The sequence below is a fragment of the Acidovorax temperans genome (assembly GCF_006716905.1).
Taxonomy (GTDB): Bacteria; Pseudomonadota; Gammaproteobacteria; order Burkholderiales; family Burkholderiaceae_C; genus Acidovorax; species Acidovorax temperans.
The window spans coordinates 234,063-259,209 of sequence record NZ_VFPV01000004.1; the positions used below are offsets into that span (position 1 = coordinate 234,063).

The following is a 25,147-nucleotide window of genomic DNA, read 5'->3' on the forward strand; positions in this document are numbered from 1 at the left end:
TGGGTTGATGCCAGTTGCAACCGGCGGCGCATCGGCGCCGCCCACGTTGACCGTGGCGGTGCTGACCCTCAACGAGGCGCACCGCATCGAAGCCTGCCTGCAAAGCGCCGCGTTTGCCGACCAGTTGCTGGTGGTGGACAGCGGCAGCACGGACGACACCGTGGCCATTGCCCAGCGCATGGGCGCGGAGGTCCACAGCTACCCCGACTGGAAGGGCTTTGCCGTGCAGCGCAACCGGCTGCTGGCCCATGCGCGGGGTGACTACATCTTCTTCCTGGATGCCGACGAGGTGATGACACCGGCGTTTGCGCAGGAGTTGCAGGCCATCGTGCGCTCTGGCGCGCAGGCCGTGTGGACCATCCGCTGGCGCATGGTGGCCTACGGGCACGAACTCAAGTACTTTCGCTCGCAATCGCAGATCGAGCGCCTGTTCGTGCGCGCCATGGTCCGCGAGTTCACGGGCGTGGTGCACGAGCAGGCCGAACTGTTGCCACCTCCGGGCGGTGGCGCCGTGCCGCGCTGCCTGATCGAAGCGCGGCTGCTGCACTACTCGCGCACCACCGTGCGCGGCAGCCTGGAAAAGCTCACGCAGTACGCGATGCTCGGCGCTGCCAAGCGGGCCGCGACGGGCAAGAAGGGCGGGGTGGTGCGCGGCCTGGCCTCGGGCACCAGCATGTTCCTGCGCCTGTATGTGTTCCGTCTGGGGTTCCTGTGTGGCGGGGCCGGTTTTTTGTATTGCCTGTTTGTGGCGCTGGAGGCGTTCTTCCGGTATGCCGCCCTGGAGTACGACCACCAGCAACTGAGTGAGAGCGTGCGCCGTTGACCAAAGCTGACGATCTTTTTGTGCGCCTGTCGGGCGTGGCAGCGTTCATGGTGCCGGGCTTGGCCCTGTGGGTGCGCTCGGGCTACTCCTGGGGAGCGGTGGTGCTGCTGTTGTGCAGCCTGGCCACCGCCGGGGTGTGGCTGCGGCGTCGGCCAGGGCGCGATGCCTGGCTGCTTTTTGGCTCCATCGTGGCGATGGGCACGGTCTGGGCGCTGGACTTTGACCCGGCCCAGGGCAGCTGGTCCAACCTGGACCGGCCTGCCAAGTACCTGTTGGCGCTGCCGTGCCTGCTGTACGTGCTGGCCTATCCCCCGCGGGTGCGCTGGCTCTGGGCCGGTATCGCGGTGGGCGCCTGCGGGGCGGGCCTGATCGGCCTGTACCAGGCCCTGGTGCTGCACCTGCCACGCGCCAACGGCTTTACCAATGCGATCCAGTACGGCGGGCTCAGCCTGCTGCTGGGGTTGATGTGCTCGGTGGCGCTGCTGGTGCTGTGGGACCGCTGGAAGCCCTGGCAACGCGCGGGCTGGGCGGTGGGCATTCTGCTGGGCCTGGACGGATCGCTGCTGTCCGAGTCGCGCGGGGGCTGGGTGGTGTTGCCCATGGCGCTGCTGTTGTGCGTCTGGCTCCAGGGGCGCTCCGGCCAGCCCCGCAGGGCCATTGTCGGTGCCGTGCTGGTTGTGTTGGGGGCTGTGGGCCTGATGGCCTTCAAGGCCAACGAGGTGCGCCTGCGCGTGGATGAGGCGCGGCAGGAGATCACACAGTACGAGTCGCGGGGCGACGCGGCCAGTTCGGTCGGTCAGCGCCTGGCGCACTGGGGCCTGGCCTGGCGCATGGGGCTGGATCGACCCTGGACCGGCTGGGGACGCTACGGCTATGAAGCCGAGAAGCAGCGCCGGGTAGACGCCGGAGAGACCCACCCGATTGTTTTGCAGTTCAGCCACGCCCATAACGAGCTGCTGGACATCTTTGCCAAGCGCGGCATCCCCGGCGTGGTGGTCTTGCTGGTTTTTTATGGGGTGCCGCTGGTGCTGTTCTGGCCCACGCGGCGGCGCGTGTTCCCGGGTGCTGCGGGCGTGCTCGATACTGAAGGGCTGTGCCTGCGCATGATCGGGGTGCTGCTGCCCGTGTCGTATATGGGCTTTGGTACCACCCAGGTGTTTTTGGGGCACAACAGCGGCACCATGTTCTACCTGTTCATGGGCATGCTGGTGCTGGCCATCCTGCAAGGCCGCGAGCGCCTGCGGCTGCAAACGCCCGGGCAAGCCGCCTCTCTTTCCTGAAAGACCTCTGCCATGCACATCCTGCTGGTCAACAACTCTCCCATCCCGGTGTATGGCTATGGCGGCACCGAGCGCGTGATCTGGGACCTGGGCAAGACGCTGGTGCAGCAGGGCCACCGCGTGAGCCATCTGGTGCCCGAGGGCTCGACCTGCGACTTCGGCCAGGTGCTGCCCATCCGGCCGGACGAGCCGTGGGAGGGGCAGATCCCGGCCGACGTGGACATCACGCACTTTCAGTTCAACCCTCGCTCCGAGCTGTCCAAGCCCTACCTGGTGACCGAGCACGGCAACGCGCGCAAGCCCAAGCCGCTGCCGCGCAACACGGTGTTCCTGTCGCGTGATCACGCGGCGCGCTATGGCTCCAGCGAGTTCGTCTACAACGGGCTGGACTGGGCTGGTTATGGCCCGGTGGACTTTGACCGCCCACGCTCGCATTACCACTTCCTGGGCAAGGCGGCCTGGGGCGTGAAGAACGTGCGCGGCGCCATCAAGGTGGCCAAGATGGCCGGGGTGGAGCTGGACGTGCTGGGCGGCAACCGCATCAACTTCAAGCGGGGCTTTCGCTGGACGCTGTCGCGCAAGATCCACTTCCACGGCATGGTGGGTGGCACGCAGAAGACGGGCCTGCTCAACGCCTCGCGCGGGCTGATCTTTCCGGTGCGCTGGCACGAGCCGTTCGGGCTGGCAGTGATCGAAAGCCTGTACTTCGGCTGCCCCGTGTTTTCCACCCCCTACGGCGCCTTGCCCGAGCTGGTGCCCGTGCACTGCGGCGTGCTGTCAGACCAGGCGTCGGTGCTGGCCGAGGCGGTGCGGGGCAACCGCTTTGACCCGCGCGCCTGCCACCAGCATGTGGTGGAGCACTTTGGCGCCGAGCGCATGGCGCGCAACTACCTGCGCATGTACGAGCGGGTGCTGGCGGGCGAAACCCTCAACGCCCAGCCACCCATGATCCAGGGCCCGGCGCGCGAACTGCCCTGGAGGCAGTGAGGCATCCCTGAGTCGCTTGCGGCGCCTTCCCCCCAGGGGACGCCACCTGTGGCCTTGCAAAGCCAGCTGCACGGTGGCACGGGTTTCACAGCGCGCCAGTTTTTAGCGCCCTGTTCATATCGGGGAGGCTACTGCGCGGATTCTATGGAGTTTTTGGCCGCAAGCGCTAGTTCAACATGCCCCTGCTGCTATAAAAATGATAGTTATTGGTGGCCGATAGTGGAGGTGCTGCGCGGCGCGGTAGCCTGCTGCCACTCCTGGGCCAACAATGCCACCAGCTGCGCCGCCGGCATGGGCCGCACCTGGGCCACCCCCTGGCCTGCCCACAGCGACAGGCAGTCGGCCTGGCCCGCCTGGGCGGCCGCGCGGCGCAGCGCGCCGGTCAGCGCGTTCTGCACGGGGTAGGGCGGCACGGTGGACTCGTCGGCCTGCAGCGCTTGCATCATGCGGTTGACGATGCCGCGCGCCGGCCGGCCCGAGAAGATGCGGGTGGTGCGTGTATCCGTTGCCTGGGCGTGGGCCAGGGCCTCACGGTACGCCGGGCCAATGGCCGACTCGGAGCAGTTCAGGAAGGCCGTGCCCATCTGTACCGCCTGGGCGCCCAGCGCCAGGGCGCCCGCAATGCCGCGCCCGTCCATGATGCCGCCCGCAGCGATCACCGGGATGGACAGGGCTTGCGCGCACTGCGCCACCAGCGGCAGCGTGCCCACCATGCTGGCCGCAAAGTCGGCTAATGACGGCGCCGCGCCGGTGGCGCCGGGCTGTGTGGGCGTGAGGAATGTGCCCCGGTGGCCCCCGGCTTCCATGCCAGAGGCGCAGACTGCATCCGCCCCCACGGCGGCCCAGGCCTGGGCCTCGGCCAGCGTGGTGGCGGTGCCGATCACGGTGCTGCCTACGGCCTGGAGCCTGGCCACCTGCGCCGCCGTGAGGATGCCGAAGGTGAAGCTGGCCACGGCGGGGCGTGCGGCGACGAGGACGTCGAACTGTGCGGCAAAGTCTTCGCACCACTGGGCGGGCCGCTCGGGCACCAGGCCGAACTCGGCATAGAACGGCGCCAGGCGCTGCAGCGCGGCCTGCACCGTGGCGTCGTCGGGCGTGGGCGTGGCCTGCACAAACAGGTTCATGCCAAAGGGCCGGTCGGTTTGCTGGCGCACGGCGGCAGCGGCCTCGGCCATGGCGGCGGGCGAGCGCATGCCGCAGCCCAGCATGCCCAGGCCGCCCGCTGACGAGACGGCTGCGGCCAGGGCGGGGGTGTCCGAGCCCGTCATCGGGCCCTGGATGATGGGCAATGCAATGCCAAGGCGCTGGAGAAGTGAAGAGGTCATGGGCAGGCTCTTTTGAAGGGCAGAGGCGGGATCAGGGCGATGAAATCCAGGCGGAAGAGGGCTGTTGTGTGCCTTGCAGTGCGGCCAGCAGCGCATCCAGCGCGGGCGACTGGTAGCCGCGCCGGCGCACCAGCACCGTGTCGCAGGTCTGCAGGGGTACCAGGCGCAGGGCCGGGGGCTCGCGCATCAAGTCCCATACGGCCTGGGGAACCACACCCGCGCAGCGCCCCGCCGCCACGCAGGCGATGATGGCGTGGTAAGACGCCAGCTCCAGCACCTGGGGCGCTGTGCCGCGGGCGCCTTGCATCCATGCTTCTCCGATGTGGCGGTAGGTACAGCCGCGTGTGAAGGCGGCCAGCGTGTGCAATTGCAAATCGGCGGGGCTTTGCACCGGTGGGTGGTGCGCGGGCAGGGCCAGCAGCAGCGATTCTTGAAACACCGGGGTGCGTTCCACCGGCGTATCGGTTTCCAGCCCAGGTGGTGGCCAGGCGACCAGGGCGGCATCCAGCGTGTGCGCGGCGACTTGTTCCACCAAGGGGCGGGATGCGCCGGTGGACAAGTCCAGCACCACGTCGGGCCACTGGGCATGCAGTTGCGCCAGGGGCTGGGGCAGGCGCGCAGCGGCCGTGCTTTCCATGGCGCCCAGGCGCAGGCGCCCACCCGGCTGCTGCGGGCGTACGGCCTGGCGGGCCTCTTCGGCCAGGGCCAGCAGGCGGTCGGCGTAGCCGCGCAGGGATTCGCCCGCCGGTGTGAGCGCCATGCGCCGCCCCTGGCGCAAGAACAGCGGCGTGCCCAGCTGCTCTTCCAGCTGCTGAATCCGCGTGGTCACGTTGGACTGCACACGGCCCAGCTGCTCTGCTGCGCGGGTCACGCTGCCTTCGGCCGCCACGGCCTTGAAGATTTCGAGTGCGGTGAAATCCATCCAAACGTTCTTTTTGAAAGATGGTTTTCTAAAAATATATCTCTTTGGAGAATAATAAGCGAGACATCCCGCACACCCTCTGCCTTCGTGGAGCTCTTTTTCATGCCAAACCCCTCCCAGCCTCCGGCCGCACGCGCCCTGTCTGACCGCCCCTACGTGGTCGCCCTGGCGGGCATGGCCGCGTTGGCGGCGGCCATGGGCATTGGCCGGTTTGCCTTCACGCCGCTGCTGCCCATGATGCTGAGCGATGGCGTGATCACCTTGGTGGACGGCAGCTGGCTGGCCACGGCCAACTATGTGGGCTACCTGTTGGGGGCGCTGGCCTGCATGGCGCTGCCCTGGGTAGCGCCCAAAGCACGCCAGCGCTGGCACCCGGCACGCCTGGCCCGCTGGGGGCTGGCAGCCACGGTGCTGCTCACGCTGGCCATGGCGTTGCCCTTGCCATGGGCCTGGGCGGCATTGCGGTTCGGTGCGGGGGTGGCCAGTGCGGTGGTGCTGCTCAATATTGCCGCCTGGTGCATGTTGCGCCTGGTGGCGCTGGGGCAGCCCGCGCTGGGTGGGCTGATTTTCAGCGGGCCGGGCCTGGGCATTGCGCTCACGGGCTTGTCGGCCAGCGCCATGGTGGCCTGGCATTGGCCTGCTGCGGCGGGCTGGGCGGTGTTTGGCCTGCTGTGTGTGGGGCTGTGTGCGCTGGTGTGGCCGGTGGTGCAGGGGTTGCCGCAGGCGGCTGCTGCAGCCAGCTCCGCACCCGTAGCCAACCCCCCCGGCCTGGGGCCCGCAGCGCGCGGCGTGCTCACGCTGGCCTATGGTTTGGCGGGGCTGGGCTACATCGTCACCGCCACGTTTTTGCCGGTGATTGCGCGTGCTGCCTTGCCTGCTGGCTCGGTGTGGCCCGACTTGTTCTGGCCTCTGTTTGGCATGGGCGTGGCCATGGGGGCCGCCCTGTCCACCCGCGCGCCGGTGGCGTGGGACCGGCGTTGGCTGCTGCTGGTGGCTTATCTGCTGCAGGCGGCTGCGATTGGCCTGAGCCTGGTGTGGCCCGGCGTGGCAGGGTTTGCGCTGGGCAGCTGGTTGCTGGGCCTGCCGTTCACCGCCATCACGTTCTTTGGCTTGCAAGAGGCGCGCCGGGTGTGGCCTTCGGCGGGGGATAGCTTCACCGGGCTGCTCACCGCCGCTTACGGTCTGGGCCAGATCATCGGCCCCCCCATGGTGGCCTGGACGCTGCACCGCGCCGCCACGCCCAGCCAGGGCTTCACCCAGGGGCTGGTGGCGGCTGCGGCGGCCCTGGTGCTGGGTGCCGTGTTGTACGCGGTGATGGTGTGGCGTTGGCCTTTGCGGCCCCGTTGAGTTCGCGCGGCGGGCTTTATTTCGTGAGCGCCAGCGGCAGGCGCAGCACAAAGCAGGCACCGCCACCGGCGTGGTCCTCGCAATGCACGCTGCCGTTGTGCCGCCCGGCGATGGACCGCACCAGCGCCAGCCCCAGGCCCACGCCGCCCGAGCGTTCGCTGGCGCCGGGCAGGCGGTAGAAGGGCTCGAAGATGCGTTCGCGCTGGTCCAGCGGCACGCCTGGGCCCCGGTCGCACACACGCACTTCGGCCAAGGTGCCGCTGCGCAGCACCTGCACGGTGATTTCGCCCGTGCTGTAGCGGCGCGCGTTTTCCAGCAGGTTGCGAATGGCGCGGCGCAGCAGTTTGGAGATGCCGCGCACTTCCAGCCCTTCGGGCACGGCGCTCACGTCCAGGTCCGCGTCCACGCGGGCGCATTCTTCGGCGGCCAGGCCGATCAGGTCCACGTCTTCCACGGTGCCCACATCGGCCTCGCGGGCGTCCAGGCGGCTGGCCAGCAGAATTTCATCCACCAGCTGGTCCAGCTCGGCGATGTTGCGCAGGATTTCAGCACGGAAGGTGGGCGAGGGCGTCTGCCCCCCCATCAGCTCCAGCCCCATGCGGATGCGGGTGAGCGGCGAGCGCAGTTCGTGCGAGGCATTGGCCAGCAGGGACTTGTGTGACTTCACCAGCGTTTCGATCCGCTCGGCCGACGCGTTGAACTGCCGGGCCAGGTCGGCCACTTCGTCCTGCCCGGTGTCGGGCACGCGCACCGACAGGTCGCCGTCTCCAAACTTCTTCACGCTGCGCTGCAGCGCTTCCAGCCGTAGCGTCAGCCGCCGGATGACCGGGTACACGCCCAGGGCGACCGTCACGCCCATGATGCCCAGCATCCACACAAAGCCAAAGGGCGGGCGCAGCCAGAAGGCCACCGTGCGGTCGGGCCCGCCACCGGGAGGGCCTCCGGGCGGTTGCATGCCGTGGGCCCGGCGTTCGCCACGGCGCTCTTCGCGACGGTCTTCGCGCGGGGGCTTGGGCCCCAGCTCCATGGTGTACTTTTCGCCCGTGTCGGTCTGGATGCGAAAGTTGATGCCTTCGCCCGGCGGCCCCGGCTCGCGCAGTGCATAGCCGCGCACCACGGTTTGGCCGTCGGGGCCGCGCAGCACCATTTCGCGCCCGGGCGCGGTGGGCTGGTTCAGGCTGTTTTCCTCCACCGCCACGCGCCACGCCCAGCCCACGGCCAGGGTCAGCACCGCCATGCCGACCACCACGGTCAGCCAGATGCGCAGGGACAGGCGCCGGGCGAAGGGGTTGGAGAGTTTCACGGCTCAGTCTTGCTGCTTGGCAAACACATAGCCCACACCGCGCACGGTGAGGATGCGGCGCGGGTTCTTGGCATCTGCCTCGATGGCGGCGCGAATGCGGCCCATGTGCACGTCGATGGAGCGGTCAAACGCATCCAGCTCGCGGCCGCGCACCGCCTCCATGATCTGGTCGCGCGTCAGCACGCGGCCCGCGCGCTCGGCCAGCGTGACCAGCAGGTCGAATTGGTACGAGGTGAGGTCGGCCACCTGCCCGCCTACGGTGACGGTGCGGGCGTCGCGGTCGATCTCCAGCGAGCCAAAGCGCAGCGCGGGTGTGGCGGCGGGGGTGCCGCCATCGGTGCGCCGGCGCAGGATGGCGCGGATGCGCGCCAGCAGCTCGCGCGGTTCAAACGGCTTGGGCAGGTAGTCGTCAGCGCCCAGCTCCAGGCCGATGATGCGGTCCATGGGGTCGCCTTTGGCGGTGAGCATCAGCACCGGCACCTGGGCGGCGGGGCCTTGCAGCGAGCGGATGCGGCGGCACACCTCCAGGCCGTCCATGTCGGGCAGCATCAGGTCCAGGATGACCAGGTCGGGCAGGGGGCCAGCCTCGGGGCCCTGCAATTGGGCCAGGCCGCTTTTGCCGTCGGCCCGATGGGTCACGTGCAGGCCCGACTGGCCCAGGTATTCACCCACCATCTCTGCGAGGCGGGTGTCGTCTTCGATCATCAGCAGTTGCGAGCTCATGGTGTGGTGTCTAGTGGGTGCCGTGGGGTGCAGTTCGCCCGATCGTGCCCTGGGGGCGTGCAGTGCGCTTGTCGCTTGTGTAAAGCTGCCGTAAAAGCCGGGCTCTGTTGTTGCAGTAATTGCTATACAAAATATAGCTGTTTGCGCTTGTGTATCAAGCGCTAGAGGCTGTTTTGACCTTGGATGCCAGCCACACCAGCAGCAGCACCGGCACGCCCAGCAAGGCGGTGGAGGTAAAGAACTGCGCGTAGCCAAAGGCATTCACGTAGTCGCCCGAAAAACCGGCCACAAACTTGGGCAGCAGCAGCATCATGGAGCTGAACAGCGCGTACTGCGTGGCCGAATAGCTCACGTTTGTCAGGCTGGAGAGGTAGGCAATGAACGCGGCCGACGCCACGCCCCCGGCCAGGTTGTCGGCCGACACCACGGCAATCAGCGCCGTCACGTCGTGCCCGTGCCCGGCCAGCCAGGCAAACAGCAGGTTGCTGCCCGCGCTCAGCAGCGCGCCCAGCATCAGGATGCGCATCACGCCAAAGCGCATCGACAGCACCCCGCCCACAAACGCGCCCAGCAGCGTCATTACCACGCCGTAGATCTTGGTGACGGTGGCGACCTCGGCCTTGGTGTAGCCCATGTCCACATAAAACGGGTTGGCCATGATGCCCATCACCACATCGCTGATGCGGTAGACGGCAATCAGCGCCAGGATGAGCGCGGCGTGCCAGCCGTAGCGGCGCAGAAAGTCGGCAAACGGCTCCACCACCGCACCTTTCAGCCACACGGCCAGGTTCTTGGCCGGGGGCAGTTGCAACTGGGCGGGCTCGTTCGAGAACAGCACCGTCACCATGCCCACCACCATCGAAACCGCCATCACCAGGTAGGCCATCATCCAGGCCGTATTCTGGTAGCTGGCGGCCTGGCCCAGCGCGGGCAGCACTTCCGAGCGGTCGGCAATCCATAGCACCCCGGCACCCGCCCAGATCATGGCCAGCCGGTAACCCGTCTGGTACGACGCGGCCAGCGCTGCCTGGTGATTCGCGTCGGCTGATTCGATGCGAAACGCATCGAGCGCAATGTCTTGCGTGGCCGAGCCAAAGGCCACCGCCAGCGCGCACCACACGATGGGGCCCAGCGCGTCGCGCGGGTCACTCACGGCCATGCCCACCAGCCCGGCCACCACCAGGCACTGCGACAGCAGCAGCCAGCTGCGCCGCCGCCCCAGCCAGCGCGTGAGCAGCGGAATCGGCAGCCGGTCTACCAGCGGGGCCCACACCCACTTGAAGCCATAGGCCAGGCCCACCCAGCTCAGGTAGCCAATGGTGCTGCGGTCGATGCCCGCCTCGCGCAGGCGAAAGCTCAGCGTGCCCAGCACCAGCAGCAGCGGCAGCCCGGCCGAGAACCCCAGCGCCAGCATGCGCAGGCTGGCAGGCTCCAGGTACACGCGCAGGGTTTGCAGCCAGCTGGGGCGGGGGGTGACAGGAGGCGGGGTGGAGGCCGAAGGGGAGGCTGGGTGGGACGCGTCTGACATGGTGAATGCGGGTTTTTGTCTATTATTCCTGCATGTGCTTTTTGTGCCCCCCTCCTTCTGTTGCGCCTTCATCGCCATGGTCCGCGCGCCGTGGCTTTTTGCTGGCGGCTGGCAGCGCCGCTGTAGCGCCCGCGCTGGCCCAGGTGGAGGTGGGTTCGGCCTCGCCCCTGCGCAAGCTGGTGCCTGCCGAGACACTGGAGCGCTCGGCCGCTCAGCAATACCAGCAGATGCTGGAGCAAGCCCGCGCCAAGCGCGCCCTGGCGCCGCCCGAACACCCCCAGCTGCAGCGGCTGCACGCCATTGCCAAGCGCCTCATCCCGTTTGCCATGCCCTGGAACGACCGCTCGCGCCAGTGGCGCTGGGAGGTCAACCTGATCGGCAGCCAGCAGATCAACGCCTTTTGCATGCCCGGCGGCAAGATCGCCTTCTACACCGGCATCCTCGACAAACTGAAGCTCACCGACGACGAAGCCGCCATGATCATGGGCCACGAAATGGCCCACGCCCTGCGCGAGCATGCCCGCGAACGGCTGGCCAAAACGCAGGCCACCAACCTGGGCGTGCGCTTGGGCGCACAGCTGCTGGGTTTGGGCGACCTGGGCAACGCGGCGGCCAGCCTGGGCGCGCAGCTGCTCACGCTCAAGTTCAGCCGATCCGATGAAACCGATGCCGACCTGGTGGGGCTGGAACTGGCTGCACGTGCAGGCTACCTGCCCGATGCTTCGGTGAGCCTGTGGCAGAAGATGGGCAAGGCCTCGGGCAGCCAGCAGGCGGGGCTCGCGTTTTTGTCCACCCACCCCTCGGGGCCCGACCGCATCCGCGAGTTGCAGCAAAACGTGCCCAAGGTGCAGGGCCTGTACCAGGCTGCGCGCAAGGCGGGCTGAGGCGGTTTAGAACAGGTTCTTACTGGTCTTCTGCCAGCGTGACGCGGTTGCGCCCGTTGTCTTTGCTGGCGTACAGCGCCTGATCGGCGCGGGCGGTGGCGGCTTGCAGGTCGTCCAGGCACCGCACGCTGCTCACCCCGAACGAAATGGTCACGCGCACCTGGGTGTTGGTGTCACTCACCCTCAGTGTGAACGCTTCTACGGCCTCGCGGATGCGCTCGGCCGCTTCCAGCGCGGCGGTGGGCGAGGTGCGCGGCAGCAGTGCCAGAAACTCCTCCCCACCCCAGCGCGCCAGCAGGTCGCCTGCGCGCATGTTCTGGGTCATGATCTTCGCCGTGGCCTGCAGCACCTGGTCGCCCACGGCGTGCCCGTGCGTGTCGTTCACCTGTTTGAAGTGGTCGATATCGCACAGCAGCAGGGCCACGGGCTCCTGGGTACGCTCGCACACTGCCAGCGCGTGCCGGGCCTGGCTCTGAAAATGGCTGCGGTTGTACAGGCCGGTCAGGCCGTCCAGCGTCGCCATCTTGAGTAGCTTGCGTTCGGCAATCACGACGGTGCGCCGGTAGTGGCCCGCCAGCGCTGCCGACAACGCAAACGCAATGCAGATGTGGATCCAGTTGACGATCTGCTGCCCCTTGCCGGCCAAGGGTTCCAGCGGGCCCAGGTGATTGCACAGCGCCCACAGCCCCAGGTAGTAGGCCAGCAGCGCCACCACAAACGGCACCGCGTAGCGGCCCGCATTGGCGACCACGATGGCGGGCACAAACAGCAACAGGTAGTAGTGAAAGCCGCTTTCCCAGCCAATCAACAGCGAACCCAAGGCCGTGTGCGCAGCCACTTCCAACCAGATCAGCGCCAGGCCCCAGGCATTTTTGCGGTGCCGGATGAGCGCGTAGGCTGCCAGATACAGCGCAATGCTGCCCACGTTGACCAGCGTGAGCGGCCACGACCCCAGCCACATAAACAGCGCGATGTAGCCCACATCAATGCACGCTGCGGTGAGCACCAGCCGCCGCACCATGGCCCAGTAGGCTTTACCCGCCAGGCTGGAGCCGCGCGGCTTGGCGGGGCTGGACCATGCCAGATCGACAGACGGCTGTGCAGCAGAGTTCATGGGATCAGACCTGTTAGCCCGGCGGGCGTCGGAAATCGTAATTATGCTTACAAATTGATACTTGGGGGTGCTATGCGCTCCAAAGAGTCCTGCGCGCGTTCGGTGCACATGCGGGCAACCCGCCAGGGGCTTGAGTGAACGGCGCAGGTTATTGGAGTTTTGCTATTAAATTAATAGCTGTTGGCGCTTTTATATCAAGCGCTGGAGGCCATTCTCATTAAAACACCCCAGCCGCTGGCGCAACGCGGGGTTGCCCTTGAAGTGCGTCGCTACGAATCAGGTGTTGCCCACGTAGGGGTTGCTGCGGCGCTCGCGTCCGAAGGTGCTTTCGGGGCCATGGCCCGGAATGAACACGGTCTGGTCGCCCATGGGCCACAGGCGCTGAGTGATGCTGTCGATGAGCTGCTCATGGTTGCCCTGCGGAAAGTCGGTGCGCCCAATGCTGCCGGCAAACAGCACATCGCCCACAAAGGCGCGGTCGATCTGCGGCGCATGGAACACCACATGCCCCGGCGTGTGGCCGGGGCAGTGGCGCACATTCAGCGTCTCATTGCCCACTTGCACCGTGTCGCCGTCGTGCAGCCAGCGTGTGGGCGTGAAGTGCTGCGCGGGCGGAAAGCCGAACATCGCGCTTTGCTGCGGCAGCCCGTCAATCCAGAACTGATCGCCCGGGTGCGGCCCCACGATGGGCAACTGCAAGCGCTGGGCCAACTCGCCCGTGCCGCCCGCATGGTCGATATGGGCGTGCGTGAGCCAGATCTGTCCCAGCGTGAGCCCCAGGCGATCCACCTCGCCCAGCAGCACATCGAGGTCGCCCCCCGGGTCAATCACGGCGGCCTGGCGCGTGGCATCGCACCACACGATGGAGGCGTTTTGCTGGAAGGGGGTAACGGGAACGGTGAGGTAGTGCAGCATGGTGGTGATTATTGGTGGTTGCCAAGCCTGTGTGTCTCGTTGCCTGAAAACGAGTGCGGGCCCAAAGCCCCTATTTTTAAGCGGGAGTGGGCAGTGCTCTGGAGAATCCGACCATGTCTAAACCTTACCTTTTCCTGGCCGTGGCCATCCTCTGCGAGGTCATCGCCACCAGCGCCATGAAGTCGTCACACGGCTTTACCAGGCTGGTGCCCAGCATCTTCACCGTGCTCATGTATTGCGTGTCTTTCTATGCGCTGTCCCAAACGTTGGCTGTCATCCCCACCGGCATCGCCTACGCGATCTGGTCAGGGGTGGGCATTGTCCTGATCTCACTGGTTGGCTGGATCGTTTTTCAACAAACGCTGGATGCCCCGGCGCTGATCGGCATGGGCTTGATAGGCGCAGGTGTCGTGGTCATCAATGTCTTTTCCAAGGCCACTGCGCACTGAGATTGAGGTGTGGGTTGTCGGCTTCAGGCTGATCTCCGACACTCGAACCTAAGGCAACGCTGATTAAGGTCCACCGTTGAGGGGGGTCAAACGTTATCCGCAGATGAAGCAGCAGACCCTGGCAATGGCCGCAGATCAAGACAACGGATTCGAGCATTCGCGCAAACCCACCCGACGCGAAGAGTTCTTGCGGACCATGCAGACAATAGTGCCATGGGCCGCTCTGTGTCAGGTGATAGAGCCGCACTACCCCAAGGCCGGCAACGGCCGTCCGCCCATTGGCCTAGAGCGCATGCTGCGCATCCATTTTCTTCAGCACTGGTTCAACCTGGCCGATCTGGCGTGCGAGGAGGCTCTGTATGACAGTGCCAGTCTGCGCCGCTTTGTGGGGATTGACCTGGGTCGTGAACGCGTGCCCGATGCCACCACGCTGCTGAAGTTTCGCAAACTGCTCCATGAGCACAAACTGGGCGAAGCCCTGTTTGCCAAGGTAGGCCAGCAATTGCAGGAGCGCGGCTTGAAGGTCAATACCGGCACCATCGTGGATGCCACCATCATCGCCGCGCCCAGTTCTACCAAGAACGCCGACAAGGCGCGCGACCCCGACATGCACCAGACCCGCAAAGGCCAGCAATGGTATTTCGGCATGAAGCTGCACATTGGCGTGGACAGCCAAAGCGGGCTGGCGCACAGCGCCGTGGTGACGGCGGCCAACGTGCACGACAAACACCCACTGCCCGATCTGCTGCATGGCAATGAGCGACGCGTGTACGGCGACTCGGCCTATGCCAGCCAGAAAACACTGATAGCGAGCAAAGCCCCCAGGGCCAAGGACTTCACCAACCAGCGCACCCGCCGTGCGGGCGAGGTGGACGAAGTTCAGCGGGCCAAGAACCGCAACAAGTCACGGGTGCGCGCTCGGGTCGAGCATGTCTTTGCGGTGGTAAAGCGCCTGTGGGGATTCACCAAGGTGCGCTATCGCGGGCTGCAAAAGAACGCCACGCGTGCGTTCACGGCCTTGGCGCTGGCCAACATCTACCTTGCCCGAGGGCGCCTGCAGGGACAGGTGCGCCCGTAAGGGTCCGAAAGGGGCTCAAAGGCTCCCGAAACAGGCCCTGTGGGGCAAAGCACAGTATCTTTGCGGGCCATTTGGCATTCAAATGGCTGTGCGATGGATATGACGTTACTTGTTCAGCATTGCCCTAACGCCTGAAAGTTCGCGTGTTGCGCAACTGGTCATTGGCCGAGCAGGGTCTCAAGCGACCGCTTTGTTGCTCAGACCGGTCACTCTATTGATGCGAGCCGGGCAAGGTAGCAGGAGCAACTGATCACACCAAGGATGAATTGGTTCTCCCGACCCGCTGCGGTCGGTGTTGATGTAGGCAACGATCCCAGAAAACCGTCCGAGAAACCGGGGGAATCCCACCCCGGATACTTGGCGGCACGGCTTATCGGAACCATTGCGAAGAGCATCCGCAGTTGGCCCGCGGGTCCGAAACACGTAGCCAAGGTCTTCTCAAAGAATTAGATCGGCCAGAACCATAGAACGTCCAAAAGCATTCTCTGGTGTGGTGACCTCATGGCTGCACCGAGCAGTGCGAAGCTGCCACATGAGCCGCTCAGTGCGATGCCTCGTAGTGTGCAAGCGGCTCATTACCATTTAACGCAACGAGCAAATTTTCAGCAGCCTGCAACTCGATGGCTCGGCGAACCTTCTTCACCGCCGAACCAATGTGGGGTGTGAAAACCGTGGAGGGGTGTTGCAAGAGTTCCGGATGAATCTGGCGTGGACGGTCTGCCAGCAGCCAGTCTTCCATCTCGTACACATCGGCGGCGTAGGCACCCAGGCGCTCGTCCTTGAGCGCCCGTGCCACGGCAGCCTCGTCCACAACCGAGCCTCGCCCAATGTTGACCAGGATCTGCCCCCGCCGAACACCTTCAAGCATGGTGTCATTGACGAGGTGACGCGTTACGTCCAGCAGCGGAACGGCCAGAATGACATAGTCGGATTGCGACAGGGCCTCACCCAGGCTCACCATGGTCAGGCGTTCGTCATCACCATGCGGGTCCACGCCCAGCAGTTGAGCGCACCCGAAGCCACAGAGACGGTCCACAATGGCCCGCCCAACGGCGCCAAGTCCGACGACCGCCACTATCGAGCCGTGCAACCCCATTCCGTACAGCTGGGGACGCCATCCTGCGTAGCTCTTGCGAACACTGACGTCACCTGCCAGCACATGGCGCGCGGCGGCGATGGCCAGCCCAATGGCGAGTTCTGCCGTGGGTTCTGTGAGCAGGTCAGGAACGAAGCTCACGCTGACACCGGCTTGCGCACATGCCTTGAGGTCAAAGTTGTCATACCCCTTCAGGGCGCAAGCGATGGTCTTGAGCCTGGGAGCGTGCAACAGGGTTCGCTGATCTACCCGGTCAGGCATGAAAGCCATCATTGCGTCGGCATCCTTCAGATGACGGTGGAGCTCGGCCTCGCTCCACGGCTCAGGACCGGGATTCATCACCACTTCACCAACCTGCATAAGACGCGCCAGTACCTCTTCATGAATGGGCTGCGTCACCACAATTTTCGGCATCATTACCTTCCTCTCTCTTTCTATTTCAGATGTTTGCGAAGCGCCGACCCAATGCCGTCGACCACGAGCACGCATATGAGGATGGACAGCAAAATGGCGGAGACTTCGTCGTACTTGGTCAGGCGCAGAGCCGCCATGAGTTCAAAGCCAATGCCGCCCGCACCCACGATGCCCATCACTGCCGATGCGCGAAAGTGATATTCCCATCGGTAGATGGTGATGTCCGCCAACTGGGGCAAAACCTGCGGTAACACAGCATGGGTGATGACCTGAAACCGGCTTGCGCCCGCGGCCTTAGCGGCCTCCAGAGGTTTCGGGTCCACGTGCTCTATGGCTTCGGCGTAGAACTTGGCCACCATGCCCGTGGAATGCAGGGCCAACGCCAGCACACCAGGCAATGCCCCAAAGCCCACGGCCGCGACGAACAGAATGCCCAGGATGATTTCAGGCACAGACCGAAATGCAGCCAAGATGGTTCTGACGATTCGCCCAACCACCGCATTCGGCGCGGTGTTGGGCGCCGCCACCAGGGCCAGCGGCAACGACGCCAGAACGGTCAGCGCCGTGCCTGCGATCGACATGGCTAAGGTGTCACGCAATGGAATGACCCAGTGCTCCCAGCGCTCGAAATTCGGCGGCACCATCTCAGAGGCCAACTGCTGAATGGCAGGAGCCCCTTCGATGAAACGCTGCGCGTCAAAGAAACCGGTGACAAACAATGCCAGCGTGCAAACGAGCAGGACTACGCAGGCTGCGCCCAGCCGTCTGAGTCGCCGCTGTCCGTCAATGGCAATGATGGATTCCAAGGCTACCGATGTCATTTCATGCGTCCCAGATCAAGCTTGAGAATTTGTGCGGTGTCACGCAGAACGTCGTAGGCCTTGTCATCGGTCGCGGCAAAGGCCTGCACACGGAATAACTTGAGAATCTCGGCGTCCTTCATCTGAAGAAAGGCGGCTCGGATGGCTTCCTTGAGCTCCGGCGTGAGATTACCTTGCATCGCAATGGGATAGTTCGGAATGGGTGCCGACAGTTCAAGTTGCACAATCTTGTTGGCATCCACCATGCCCTTTGCGATGAGGTTGTCCAGAATGGTTTTTGACAGAGCGCCGGCGGGAACCTGCCCTGCCTGAACAGCTCGGGCCACGGCATCGTGCGTGCCCAGGTGAACGGGGCGGTAGTCAGTCTCGCCGTTCAGTTGGTGGTTTTTAAGCAAGTGCGCGCGCGGTACAAGGTGACCGGACGTCGAAGCCTGATCGCCAAAGCCAAAAGGCTTTCCACGAACGTCAGCCAGGGTCTTGACCGGGCCGCCCGCCGTGGCAATGAGAACCGACTGGTAGGTCGGAGAGCCGCGCTCCACGCCAACGGCAAAAGGCTCAATGTTGGGCGCCTTGGACTTGGCCAGCACGTAAGAGAACGGTCCAAAGTAGGCCACCTCGATGCGGCCAAAGCGCATGGCTTCAATCATCGACGAGTAGTCCGTAGTCACCGTAATCTCTATTTCCTTCTTCAGGGTCTGTTCCAGGTACCGCTTCAGAGGCTGTGCGTTCTGAATGATGGTGGCGGCGTTTTCGTCCGGCAACAGTGCAACGCGAAGCTTGGAAGGATTTTTGCCCTCGGCATGGGCGCCAAGTGGCAACAGGGCGGCCAAAGTGGCGGCAGCGATAAATTGGAAACGGCGGCGATTCAGCACGGTAAAAACTCCTTGGATTGAGAGGGGGAATCAAATTGACTGCCCATGTTGGCAGGTTAGGAAGAACGGGACGGTTCGACAGGTGACGACTTCGCGTACAGGGCAGACTGGGCTTCTTCCGTCAACTGCGCTGCTGTCCCGTCGAACACCACCTGGCCCTGGCGAAGGCCCACAATGCGGTCGGCGAACATGCGCGCGAGGTTGACTTGATGCAGACTCACGATGGCCGTGAGTCGGTCTTTCTTGCAGATGTCGTGAAGCAGGGGCAACACACTCTGCGCGGTCGCCGGGTCGAGGCTGGCCACCGGCTCATCGGCCAGCAGCAGGCGGGGCTTTTGCACCAAGGCACGCGCAATGCCAATGCGTTGTTGTTGCCCACCAGACAAGGTGTCTGCCCGTGCTAGGGCTTTCTCAAGCAGGCCTACGCGGTCAATGGCCGCCAGCGCCTCCAGCTTGTCAGCCTTGCTCCAAGGCCACAACGACGCCAGAGATCCGCGGGTGGCGAGCTTGCCCATCAACACATTGGCCAGCACGCTTTGCCGCCCGATCAGGTGGTGCTGCTGGAACACCATGCCGCAGTGGCGCCGATGCTCAAGAAGGTTGCGTTTTGAGACGGTGCCGCCCGGCAGATCGGCCACCGACACCTCTCCGTCTGTGGGGCTAACCAAGCCATTGATGCTGCGCAGCAGCGTTGACTTTCCCGCGCCCGACGCGCCCAGCAGCACAAGGAACCCGCCATGCTGTACCTCCAGCGAGGTGGGCGCAAGCGCTGTGTGACCATCGGCATAGGTCACCGTGATACCCCGCAAGCTCAGATGGCTCTCGCGAATTGCAGTTTTCATAGCTCGGTTTCATTTGTTGTGGTGCGCTAGACGCACACCAGGACTCAAGTGGTCAGAAGTATCTCTCGGGAAAGAGGAGGTTCTGGAAGAAACAGCTTCAGTGGAAGCACAGCTCAAGTCTGGGTGACCAAGATGTCATGAATATGAAACTTTCATCCCTAAAAATGAGGGCACCCATAGATCACATCAATGTCTGGACTCAGCCTCCTCGCAGCCTTGAAGGCCTTTGACGCAACGGCCCGAGCCGGCAGCATGACCGCTGCCGCGAGAGTGCTCGCTATTCAACAACCGACTGTTTCTTCACACATACAGCGCCTGGAGGTCGACTTCGGCGTGGAGCTTTTTCATCGGCGCGGGCGGCGGCTTGAACTCACGTCCTTTGGACGCACTCTGTTGAACTACACCCGGCGTACCTTCAGTGGCGAGGAAGATGCGCACGCACTGCTCGCTGCTGCGAAAAATCAATACGTAGGGCGACTGGTCATCCATGCCATCGGGCCGCACAACGTGCTGCCCGTGTTGAAGCTGTTCATGAAACAGTTCCCCCAGGTCAACGTGGCTGTTGGCGTAGGCGACTCGCGAACCATCACCGAAAAGATTCTTGACTACCAGGGAGACGTGGGCATGGTGCTCAATCACGTCGCTCACCCAGATCTATTTGGCGCGGCTTACCGTACCCAGCGATTGGTGATATTCGGCAACACCCAACACCCACTCGCGCAACGGGCCACTCTCAAACTGCGTGATCTGCAGGGTCAGAGGTTCGTCATCCGAGAGGAAGGATCGACGACCAGACGCGTGTTTGAACAAGAACTAAAGGAGCGAGGCGTCGAGGTGCAGGTGGCTCTGGAGATGGGCAGCCGCGAGTCCGTTCGAGAGGCGGTGGCGGAGGGGCTGGGCCTAGGCGTCGTGGCGGAAACAGCCTACAGGCCAGATCCTCGCCTTGTTAAGTTAACTATTTCAGACACCAGCATGGCGACACAGGTGCACTTCATCTGTAGAAAGGAGCGGCATCAAGCTCCTCTGATCTCGATCTTCCTGGGTTTGGCGCATAGCGTAAGTCAGAAAATTGCCTAGGTATGGAACTTGGATTCCATGCAGCCGTGGGGCATGGGACCGAGGGGCAACTGTTCGCCTGTAGGCCGACTTAAGTTAAGGGTTGTAGGACGCCCGTAATCGCGCGGCGATCCCATCTTGACTGCGGGGCGCGGTCGTGTATCTGAATATGCGCTGTCAGGCTGACTGCCAGCGGTATGGCAGCAGCTCGCCGATCTGGGTGGCGGGCTGCATGGGCAGGCGTGCCATGACATCGCGCAGGTAGGCGTAGGGTCGTGCCCGTTCATGGGGAGACGTGTGCTAGACCATGACTGCAGCTCCCTCGATACCGGTCATCGATGCTGCCGCGCTGCTGGGTGAGCCAATGACAGCTTTGTGCCAGGCACCGTGAACTCAGGTCACGGCCGCGACCGACAGCAACCGCTGCATGAGCGACCTTCAAGCTGCTTTAACCAATATCGTCTCCCGACCCATCGGGGTCACCCGCCAAATACCACGCCTTTTTGAGAGAGCTGCAACAGGCTGACGCGACCTGGTCGCAGTTGTGACGGCTCTCTTGTCAAATCGCACCGCCATGTCGCGTTGGCGCAGTGGATGTTTTGAATCTGTATTCCTGCAGAGCCGCTGCGTTGGAGCAAAATCACCCGCGATAACCAACCGAGCATGACCCATGATCACAGAAATCGCTGAATTCAAGATCCGCCCCGAGGACCGCACGGCTTTCCTGGAGGCCATCAACCGGGCTGCTGTGGCCTTTCTGGCCAAGTCAGAGGGCTACCTGGGCCACTCGATCTACGCCAGCCAGGAAAGCCCTGGCCGCGTGGTGCTGCAGGTGCGATGGGCATCTTTGGAAGCCCACACCGTGGGCTTTCGCCAGTCGCCCGCGTTTGCCCAGTGGCGCGAAGTCATTGGCCCGTTTTTCCAGTCGCCGCCCAATGTTGAGCACTTCGACGACGTGACAGCTCCGTAAGCTGGCCTGTCCATCGTCGTTGTGTGAGTTCTGCCAGCCGCTGGCTTCAGGCTGCAGGGCATCAATGAAAAAAGCCCCTGCCGGTGCACACCGGCAGGGGCTTTGACTTTTGGGCCCTGAACGCGTGGGCGATCAGAGGCTCTTGAGCGGCACGACGTCCTTGCCCTTGAAGGTGTAGACCGTGACGGCCGACGACTTCAGGTCGTGCTTGGCGTCGTACGAGAACTCGCCCGTCACGCCAGCGTACTTGCCGTTGGCGATGGCCTGCACAACCTTCTTGGTGTCGGTCGATTGGGTGGACTCGATGGCGGCAGCCAGCATGTGCATGCCGTCGTAGAAAGCGGCGGCGTAGGTCAGTGGGTCGCGCTTGTACTCGGCGCGGTAGCGCTGTGCAAACTTCTGGCCCTTGTCACTGCGGTCCAGCATCGAGCCACCCTGCGTGCAGAAGGTGTTCAGGTCACCAGAGATTTGCGACAGGTTGGCTGTTTCGGAAGAGCAGATGCCGTCACCGCCCAGCAGTGGGCCGGAGATGCCCAGTGCGCGCATTTGCTTGAGCAGCGGGCCGCCCTGGGGCGAGTAGCCACCGTAGAACACGGCATCGGCCTTCGATGCGCGGATGTTGGTCAGGATGGAGCTGAAGTCTGTGGCCTTGTCGGTGGTGAATTCAGAGGCCACCACTTTCACGCCCAGGCGCTTGGCTTGTTCGGTGAACTCGCGCGCCACGCCCTGGCCGTAGGCGGTGCGGTCATCGATCACGGCCACGGTCTTGATCTTCAGGTCCTGGGCGGCGTAGGTCGCCATCTTGGTGCCCAGCTGGTTATCGCTGGCGCCGATGCGGAACAGGTTGTTGTAGCCCATCTCTGTGATCTTGGGGTTCGAGGCCACGGTCAGCACCACGATGTCCGAGTCGTTCAGCACGCGGGCTGCGGGCATGGTCACGCCCGAGTTGTAGGGGCCCATGACGAACTTGATCTTCTTGTCGGACAGAGACTGGGCAATCTGCACGCCTTGCTTGGGGTCTGCGCCGTCGTCGTTGATGTCCAGTTCAAACACCACGGGCTTGCCGCCAATCTTCACGCCCTTGGCGTTGATTTCCTTGATGGCCAGCAGCACGCCGTCGCGGTTGTCCACGCCGTTGGCGGCCTGGGGGCCGGTCACGGGGCTCATGAAGCCGACGCGGATACGTTCTTGTGCCTGGACCGTCATGGCGGCCAGGCCCAATGCCAGGGCGGTCAAGCTGAATGCAATTTTTTTCATGGTGATGTCCTAAAGAATGAGGAGAGATGGGGCACGAAGATCAAATGCACCTGGTGCCCCGTCAGGCGTTGGAGTTGGGTGGCTGGCGTCAGCGCACAAGAAAACCGTTTCTCAGCGGGTCTCGGGCGTCCAGTACCCAGTTGCAAAACCCTGCAATGTAGGCGGTGCCTGAGATTTCAGGGATGACCGCATCAAAGTCGCCCACTTGGGTTTCGTGCATCACGCGGCCTTTGAACACGGTTCCGATCACGGATTCATTGACCAGCACATCGTCCTTACCCAGCAGGCCGCGCAGGTAAAGCTGTGCCACGCGCCCGCCCGTGCCCGAGCCGGTGGGGGAACGGTCTACCTCCCGGTCTGCAAACACGCAGCAGTTGGCCTGTGTGGAGCCTGGATGGCGCGGGGCTCCATCAATGATGGTGCCGTAGATGTGGTTGATTTCCGGGATGTGCGGGTGCACCACCGGGAAGGCGGCGTTGGCGGCGGCTTTCACCTCAGCGCCAAACTGCTTCAGCGTGTCGATGGAAGACTCGCGGATTGCCAGACCATGGGGCTGAGCGCTGGTGTAGAAGTAGAAGGCGCCGCCATAGGCAATGTCACCCGTCACCTCTCCAAAACTGGGCGTGGTGACTGTGACGTCGCGCCGGTAAATGAACGAGGGCACGTTGACGAAGCGCACGCCGTTGGCATGGGCTCCATCCCACTGCACAAAGGCTTCGATGAAGCCGCAGGGCGCATCGATGCCCACCCGTGTCTCGGGCTCGGTGCGTTGCACCCAGCCCAGCTCGACCGCCGCGGTGGCCAGGGCGATCACGCCATGCCCGCAGTGGTCGCTGTATCCCTCGTTGTGCAAGAAGATGACGCCAAAGTCTGCTGTGGGGGAGACGGGTGGCGTGAGGTAACCGCCGTACATGTCGGCGTGCCCACGGGGCTCGAACATCAGCGCCTGGCCGATGTCATCGGCATGCTCCAGCAGCCACGCGCGGCGTTCCACGATGGAGTGGCCGGGCAGCTTGGGCAGGCCCGAGGTGACGATGCGAAACGGCTCTCCGCCGGTGTGCACTTCTACAGTGCTGATAGTGCGTGTGATCTGCATGGTGAGTGTGGGGTAGTGCCGCAGTGATGTCAGGCGATGCCCAGCGACGCCAGGGCCGCGCGCGCGGCTGCCAAGTCCCATGCCGCGGTGCCTACGCTCTTGAAGACAAACGCCTGCGAGCGGTCGGGATCTTCGCGCACGAGCTGCGCCAGAGCGTGCACGCGGCTCCACTCCACGCCAGCGCGCAGCAAGTCGCCAGCCTCGTGGCGTGCGCCAGCCGGGTCGTCGGCGTACAGCACGCTACCGTCCAGCGTGGTTTTGCCGATCTCTGCCATTTCGGGTTTGAAAGCACCTACGCCCACCACGACCCGGCCGGCCTGTGGCGGCTCGTCGTACACCGGTTCAGTGGCTGTGGTCAGGGTGATGACGGCATCAACGCCTTCAGGGATTCCTGCAGGGCAAGCCCGTACCGTGGCGGACCCTGCAAACCCGGCGCACAGCGCCTGGGCGGTGGCGACCTGGCGGCTACGGACCCACACGGTGCAGTCGGGGTACAGGTCTTGCAGAGCTTGAATGTGGTGCCTGGCTTGCACGCCAGTGCCGATGAGCAGAACCTGCCGGGGTGCGTGGCCCAGCAGCCGATGGATGGCGACCATCGATACGGCCGCAGTGCGCCGCCCGGTGACCACGGGGCCGTCTAGCTGGCACAGCGGTTGGCCGGTGGCGGCTGCGCACACGGTCACGATGCCGTGGATGGTGGGCAGCTTCAATGCAGCGTTACCAGGGTGCACATTGACCAGCTTGTGGATGCCAATGTCGTGCGAGGTGGCTGGCATGCTCAGCATCACGCCGCCTTGGCCCATGGGCACCACCATGCGCTCGGGGCTCAGGATCTTGCCCTCGCGGTATTCCACGGCAGCTGCTTCAATCGCCTTCGCCAGCGCAGCAAAAGGCAGTGCCTGTGCGGTGGCCTTGGCATCGCACACGGGCAAACGGTGGGTGGGCGAAGCCGTGGAAGTCGAGGCGGTCATGGGTGGATCCGATCTTGGAGGGCGGCGGCAGCTTGAAGTCGTGCCGCGGTGAAGCGTCACAGGGGCGCTTCAGTGAATCAATGGCAAATTGGTTTTTTAGCACCCACTTGGGTCAGGTCAGCGTTTTACGGCTTGCTGCGCGTCAAAGTGGGTCAATTGCGGCAGGTTGTGGCGAAGTTCGCTTGAATTTTGGGCAAATTGTCATGATTCGGTGACGAAGCAATCCCTAGGGTTAGTCCCTAAATTAGCGGATGTTTCGCCACAGTGATGGCGCTACTGCAGAAAATATATTGGTCTGAATGGTGACTTCTTTCTACAATTTTTCAAAGCAGATCGGAAAAATTGGTAATGAGTATTGACCATTCAGCGGATGAATTTCGACCCAGGCAGATTTACGAGCAGGTGGCCGAGCGCATACGCAGTTCGATCTTGAGCGGGGCGTTTTCGGCAGGATCGCGGCTTCCGTCCGAGCGCGAGCTGGCCCAGCGGCTGGGTGTGAGCCGCCCTGCGGTGCGGGAAGCCATTGGAGCGCTGCAAAACCTGGGTTTGGTGGTCACTCGCCATGGTTCGGGCACCTATGTGACGGCCCAGGGTGGGCTGGCGGGCGACACGCAGACCCCAGGCGGGCCGTCAGACTTCAGCCCGCTGAGCATTCTGGAAGTGCGTTTGCTCTTCGAACCTGCCTTGGCGCGGCGTGCAGCCCGCGGCGGAAAGCGAGATGCAGCCGCCGAGGAATATCTGCGCCGCATGGCAGAGGTGCGGGACCTGAGCGACCCGCAGCAGCAAGCCTTGTGGTCGGAGTGCGACCGGCTGTTTCACCGGCAGATTGCCCTGATGGGTGGTGACGCACTGTGGGTCAGAATGGCCGACGAAATCGCCCGCAGCATGGACCAGCCCCTGTGGCGCAGGCTGTGCGGCGACGGCATTTGCGACCCCGAGCGCATTCCCCTGTATGTGGCCGAGCACCGGCTGATCTACGAGGCCATCATCACGGGTGACGAGGATGCCGCCGCTTTTCTGGTGGAGCGCCATCTGCAGCGCGTGCGCAAGGACATCTCCACGCGCGAATAGGCC

The 25,147-nt window shown here is 64.2% G+C and carries 24 protein-coding genes and 1 pseudogene; 10 read left to right on the forward strand and 15 right to left on the reverse strand.

Going from position 1 to position 25,147, the window contains the following annotated elements:
- Nucleotides 1-7 precede the first annotated feature (7 nt).
- From BDD18_RS19590 to BDD18_RS19600, 3 genes are read left to right on the forward strand one after another with little or no spacing between them, the layout of a single operon-like run.
- The gene (locus BDD18_RS19590) at nucleotides 8-823 is read left to right on the forward strand and encodes a glycosyltransferase family 2 protein (RefSeq protein WP_066782464.1); all 816 of its coding nucleotides are present in this window, start codon (nucleotides 8-10) and stop codon (nucleotides 821-823) included.
- Complete coding sequence (locus tag BDD18_RS19595) at nucleotides 820-2,103, forward strand: O-antigen ligase family protein (protein ID WP_142085357.1); 1,284 nt, start codon at nucleotides 820-822, stop codon at nucleotides 2,101-2,103. Before BDD18_RS19590 ends, BDD18_RS19595 begins: the two co-directional genes overlap by 4 nt.
- A 12-nt stretch (nucleotides 2,104-2,115) precedes the next feature.
- Nucleotides 2,116-3,090 (forward strand): glycosyltransferase, encoded by a 975-nt coding sequence (locus BDD18_RS19600; RefSeq protein ID WP_142085359.1) that lies wholly within the window; start codon nucleotides 2,116-2,118, stop codon nucleotides 3,088-3,090.
- Between the two features lie 203 nt (nucleotides 3,091-3,293).
- Here BDD18_RS19600 and BDD18_RS19605 read toward each other — a convergent pair whose 3' ends face one another.
- The gene (locus tag BDD18_RS19605) at nucleotides 3,294-4,511 is read right to left on the reverse strand and encodes an NAD(P)H-dependent flavin oxidoreductase (RefSeq protein ID WP_276491166.1); all 1,218 of its coding nucleotides are present in this window, start codon (nucleotides 4,509-4,511) and stop codon (nucleotides 3,294-3,296) included.
- The gene (locus BDD18_RS19610; RefSeq protein WP_142085363.1) at nucleotides 4,447-5,337 is read right to left on the reverse strand and encodes a LysR family transcriptional regulator; all 891 of its coding nucleotides are present in this window, start codon (nucleotides 5,335-5,337) and stop codon (nucleotides 4,447-4,449) included. The genes BDD18_RS19605 and BDD18_RS19610 overlap by 65 nt, the downstream gene beginning before the upstream one ends.
- A 102-nt stretch (nucleotides 5,338-5,439) precedes the next feature.
- On the opposite strand from BDD18_RS19610, the gene BDD18_RS19615 reads away from it, so the two are divergent.
- Nucleotides 5,440-6,684: a YbfB/YjiJ family MFS transporter gene (locus BDD18_RS19615; protein ID WP_142085365.1), complete on the forward strand. Its 1,245-nt coding sequence runs from the start codon at nucleotides 5,440-5,442 to the stop codon at nucleotides 6,682-6,684.
- A 16-nt stretch (nucleotides 6,685-6,700) separates the two neighbouring features.
- On the opposite strand, the gene BDD18_RS19620 is transcribed toward BDD18_RS19615, so the two are convergent.
- The 3 genes from BDD18_RS19620 to BDD18_RS19630 form a co-directional block, all read right to left on the reverse strand.
- Nucleotides 6,701-7,987, reverse strand: a complete 1,287-nt coding sequence (locus BDD18_RS19620) for a HAMP domain-containing sensor histidine kinase (RefSeq protein WP_142085367.1) — start codon at nucleotides 7,985-7,987, stop codon at nucleotides 6,701-6,703.
- A gap of 3 nt (nucleotides 7,988-7,990) precedes the next feature.
- Nucleotides 7,991-8,710 (reverse strand): response regulator transcription factor, encoded by a 720-nt coding sequence (locus BDD18_RS19625; protein WP_044395320.1) that lies wholly within the window; start codon nucleotides 8,708-8,710, stop codon nucleotides 7,991-7,993.
- Nucleotides 8,711-8,864: 154 nt separating this feature from the next.
- Nucleotides 8,865-10,238, reverse strand: coding sequence for an AmpG family muropeptide MFS transporter (locus tag BDD18_RS19630; protein ID WP_142085369.1), 1,374 nt, complete (start codon nucleotides 10,236-10,238; stop codon nucleotides 8,865-8,867).
- A gap of 32 nt (nucleotides 10,239-10,270) precedes the next feature.
- Between BDD18_RS19630 and BDD18_RS19635 the strand changes: the two genes are divergently transcribed.
- A complete protein-coding gene (locus tag BDD18_RS19635) occupies nucleotides 10,271-11,122 on the forward strand; it encodes a M48 family metallopeptidase (RefSeq protein ID WP_142085371.1) in 852 nt (283 codons plus the stop codon).
- Nucleotides 11,123-11,141: 19 nt separating this feature from the next.
- Here the strand turns inward: BDD18_RS19635 and BDD18_RS19640 are convergent, their stop codons facing one another.
- Entirely contained in the window at nucleotides 11,142-12,236 is a 1,095-nt protein-coding gene (locus BDD18_RS19640) for a GGDEF domain-containing protein (RefSeq protein ID WP_142085373.1), read from the reverse strand.
- 276 nt (nucleotides 12,237-12,512) lie between these two features.
- Entirely contained in the window at nucleotides 12,513-13,151 is a 639-nt protein-coding gene (locus BDD18_RS19645) for an MBL fold metallo-hydrolase (RefSeq protein WP_066698166.1), read from the reverse strand.
- 113 nt (nucleotides 13,152-13,264) lie between these two features.
- Here BDD18_RS19645 and BDD18_RS19650 point away from each other — a divergent pair, with 113 nt between their 5' ends.
- Nucleotides 13,265-13,600 carry an SMR family transporter gene (locus BDD18_RS19650; protein ID WP_066698164.1) on the forward strand — a complete coding sequence of 112 codons (336 nt, stop codon included), beginning with the start codon at nucleotides 13,265-13,267 and terminating at the stop codon, nucleotides 13,598-13,600.
- A gap of 103 nt (nucleotides 13,601-13,703) precedes the next feature.
- Nucleotides 13,704-14,678 carry an IS5 family transposase gene (locus BDD18_RS19655; RefSeq protein ID WP_142085375.1) on the forward strand — a complete coding sequence of 325 codons (975 nt, stop codon included), beginning with the start codon at nucleotides 13,704-13,706 and terminating at the stop codon, nucleotides 14,676-14,678.
- Nucleotides 14,679-15,219: 541 nt separating this feature from the next.
- On the opposite strand, the gene BDD18_RS19660 is transcribed toward BDD18_RS19655, so the two are convergent.
- The 4 genes from BDD18_RS19660 to phnC are packed head-to-tail and all read right to left on the reverse strand — an operon-like array spanning nucleotide 15,220 to nucleotide 18,723.
- On the reverse strand, nucleotides 15,220-16,191 hold the full coding sequence (locus BDD18_RS19660) for a phosphonate dehydrogenase (protein ID WP_066698162.1): 972 nt from the start codon (nucleotides 16,189-16,191) through the stop codon (nucleotides 15,220-15,222).
- Nucleotides 16,192-16,208: 17 nt separating this feature from the next.
- Entirely contained in the window at nucleotides 16,209-17,009 is an 801-nt protein-coding gene (gene phnE, locus BDD18_RS19665) for a phosphonate ABC transporter, permease protein PhnE (RefSeq protein WP_066698153.1), read from the reverse strand.
- Nucleotides 17,006-17,881: a phosphate/phosphite/phosphonate ABC transporter substrate-binding protein gene (gene phnD, locus BDD18_RS19670; RefSeq protein WP_015913023.1), complete on the reverse strand. Its 876-nt coding sequence runs from the start codon at nucleotides 17,879-17,881 to the stop codon at nucleotides 17,006-17,008. The genes phnE and phnD overlap by 4 nt, the downstream gene beginning before the upstream one ends.
- Nucleotides 17,882-17,937: 56 nt before the next feature.
- On the reverse strand, nucleotides 17,938-18,723 hold the full coding sequence (phnC, locus tag BDD18_RS19675) for a phosphonate ABC transporter ATP-binding protein (protein ID WP_142085377.1): 786 nt from the start codon (nucleotides 18,721-18,723) through the stop codon (nucleotides 17,938-17,940).
- Between the two features lie 189 nt (nucleotides 18,724-18,912).
- On the opposite strand from phnC, the gene BDD18_RS19680 reads away from it, so the two are divergent.
- Nucleotides 18,913-19,800 (forward strand): LysR substrate-binding domain-containing protein, encoded by an 888-nt coding sequence (locus BDD18_RS19680; protein WP_066553272.1) that lies wholly within the window; start codon nucleotides 18,913-18,915, stop codon nucleotides 19,798-19,800.
- Nucleotides 19,801-19,956: 156 nt separating this feature from the next.
- Here BDD18_RS19680 and BDD18_RS19685 read toward each other — a convergent pair.
- Nucleotides 19,957-20,066: pseudogene (locus BDD18_RS19685) on the reverse strand (transposase domain-containing protein); the annotation flags it as partial.
- Between the two features lie 383 nt (nucleotides 20,067-20,449).
- Here BDD18_RS19685 and BDD18_RS19690 point away from each other — a divergent pair.
- Nucleotides 20,450-20,749, forward strand: a complete 300-nt coding sequence (locus BDD18_RS19690) for an antibiotic biosynthesis monooxygenase family protein (protein WP_044395328.1) — start codon at nucleotides 20,450-20,452, stop codon at nucleotides 20,747-20,749.
- A 132-nt stretch (nucleotides 20,750-20,881) separates the two neighbouring features.
- Here BDD18_RS19690 and BDD18_RS19695 read toward each other — a convergent pair whose 3' ends face one another.
- From BDD18_RS19695 to lhpI, 3 genes are all read right to left on the reverse strand, one after another.
- Nucleotides 20,882-22,006: a branched-chain amino acid ABC transporter substrate-binding protein gene (locus BDD18_RS19695; RefSeq protein ID WP_142085380.1), complete on the reverse strand. Its 1,125-nt coding sequence runs from the start codon at nucleotides 22,004-22,006 to the stop codon at nucleotides 20,882-20,884.
- A gap of 88 nt (nucleotides 22,007-22,094) precedes the next feature.
- Nucleotides 22,095-23,102: a trans-3-hydroxy-L-proline dehydratase gene (gene lhpH, locus BDD18_RS19700; protein ID WP_142085382.1), complete on the reverse strand. Its 1,008-nt coding sequence runs from the start codon at nucleotides 23,100-23,102 to the stop codon at nucleotides 22,095-22,097.
- Nucleotides 23,103-23,131: 29 nt separating this feature from the next.
- Nucleotides 23,132-24,073, reverse strand: coding sequence for a bifunctional Delta(1)-pyrroline-2-carboxylate/Delta(1)-piperideine-2-carboxylate reductase (lhpI, locus tag BDD18_RS19705; RefSeq protein ID WP_142085384.1), 942 nt, complete (start codon nucleotides 24,071-24,073; stop codon nucleotides 23,132-23,134).
- A gap of 348 nt (nucleotides 24,074-24,421) precedes the next feature.
- Between lhpI and BDD18_RS19710 the strand changes: the two genes are divergently transcribed.
- Entirely contained in the window at nucleotides 24,422-25,144 is a 723-nt protein-coding gene (locus tag BDD18_RS19710; protein ID WP_142085386.1) for a FadR/GntR family transcriptional regulator, read from the forward strand.
- Nucleotides 25,145-25,147: the final 3 nt, after the last annotated feature.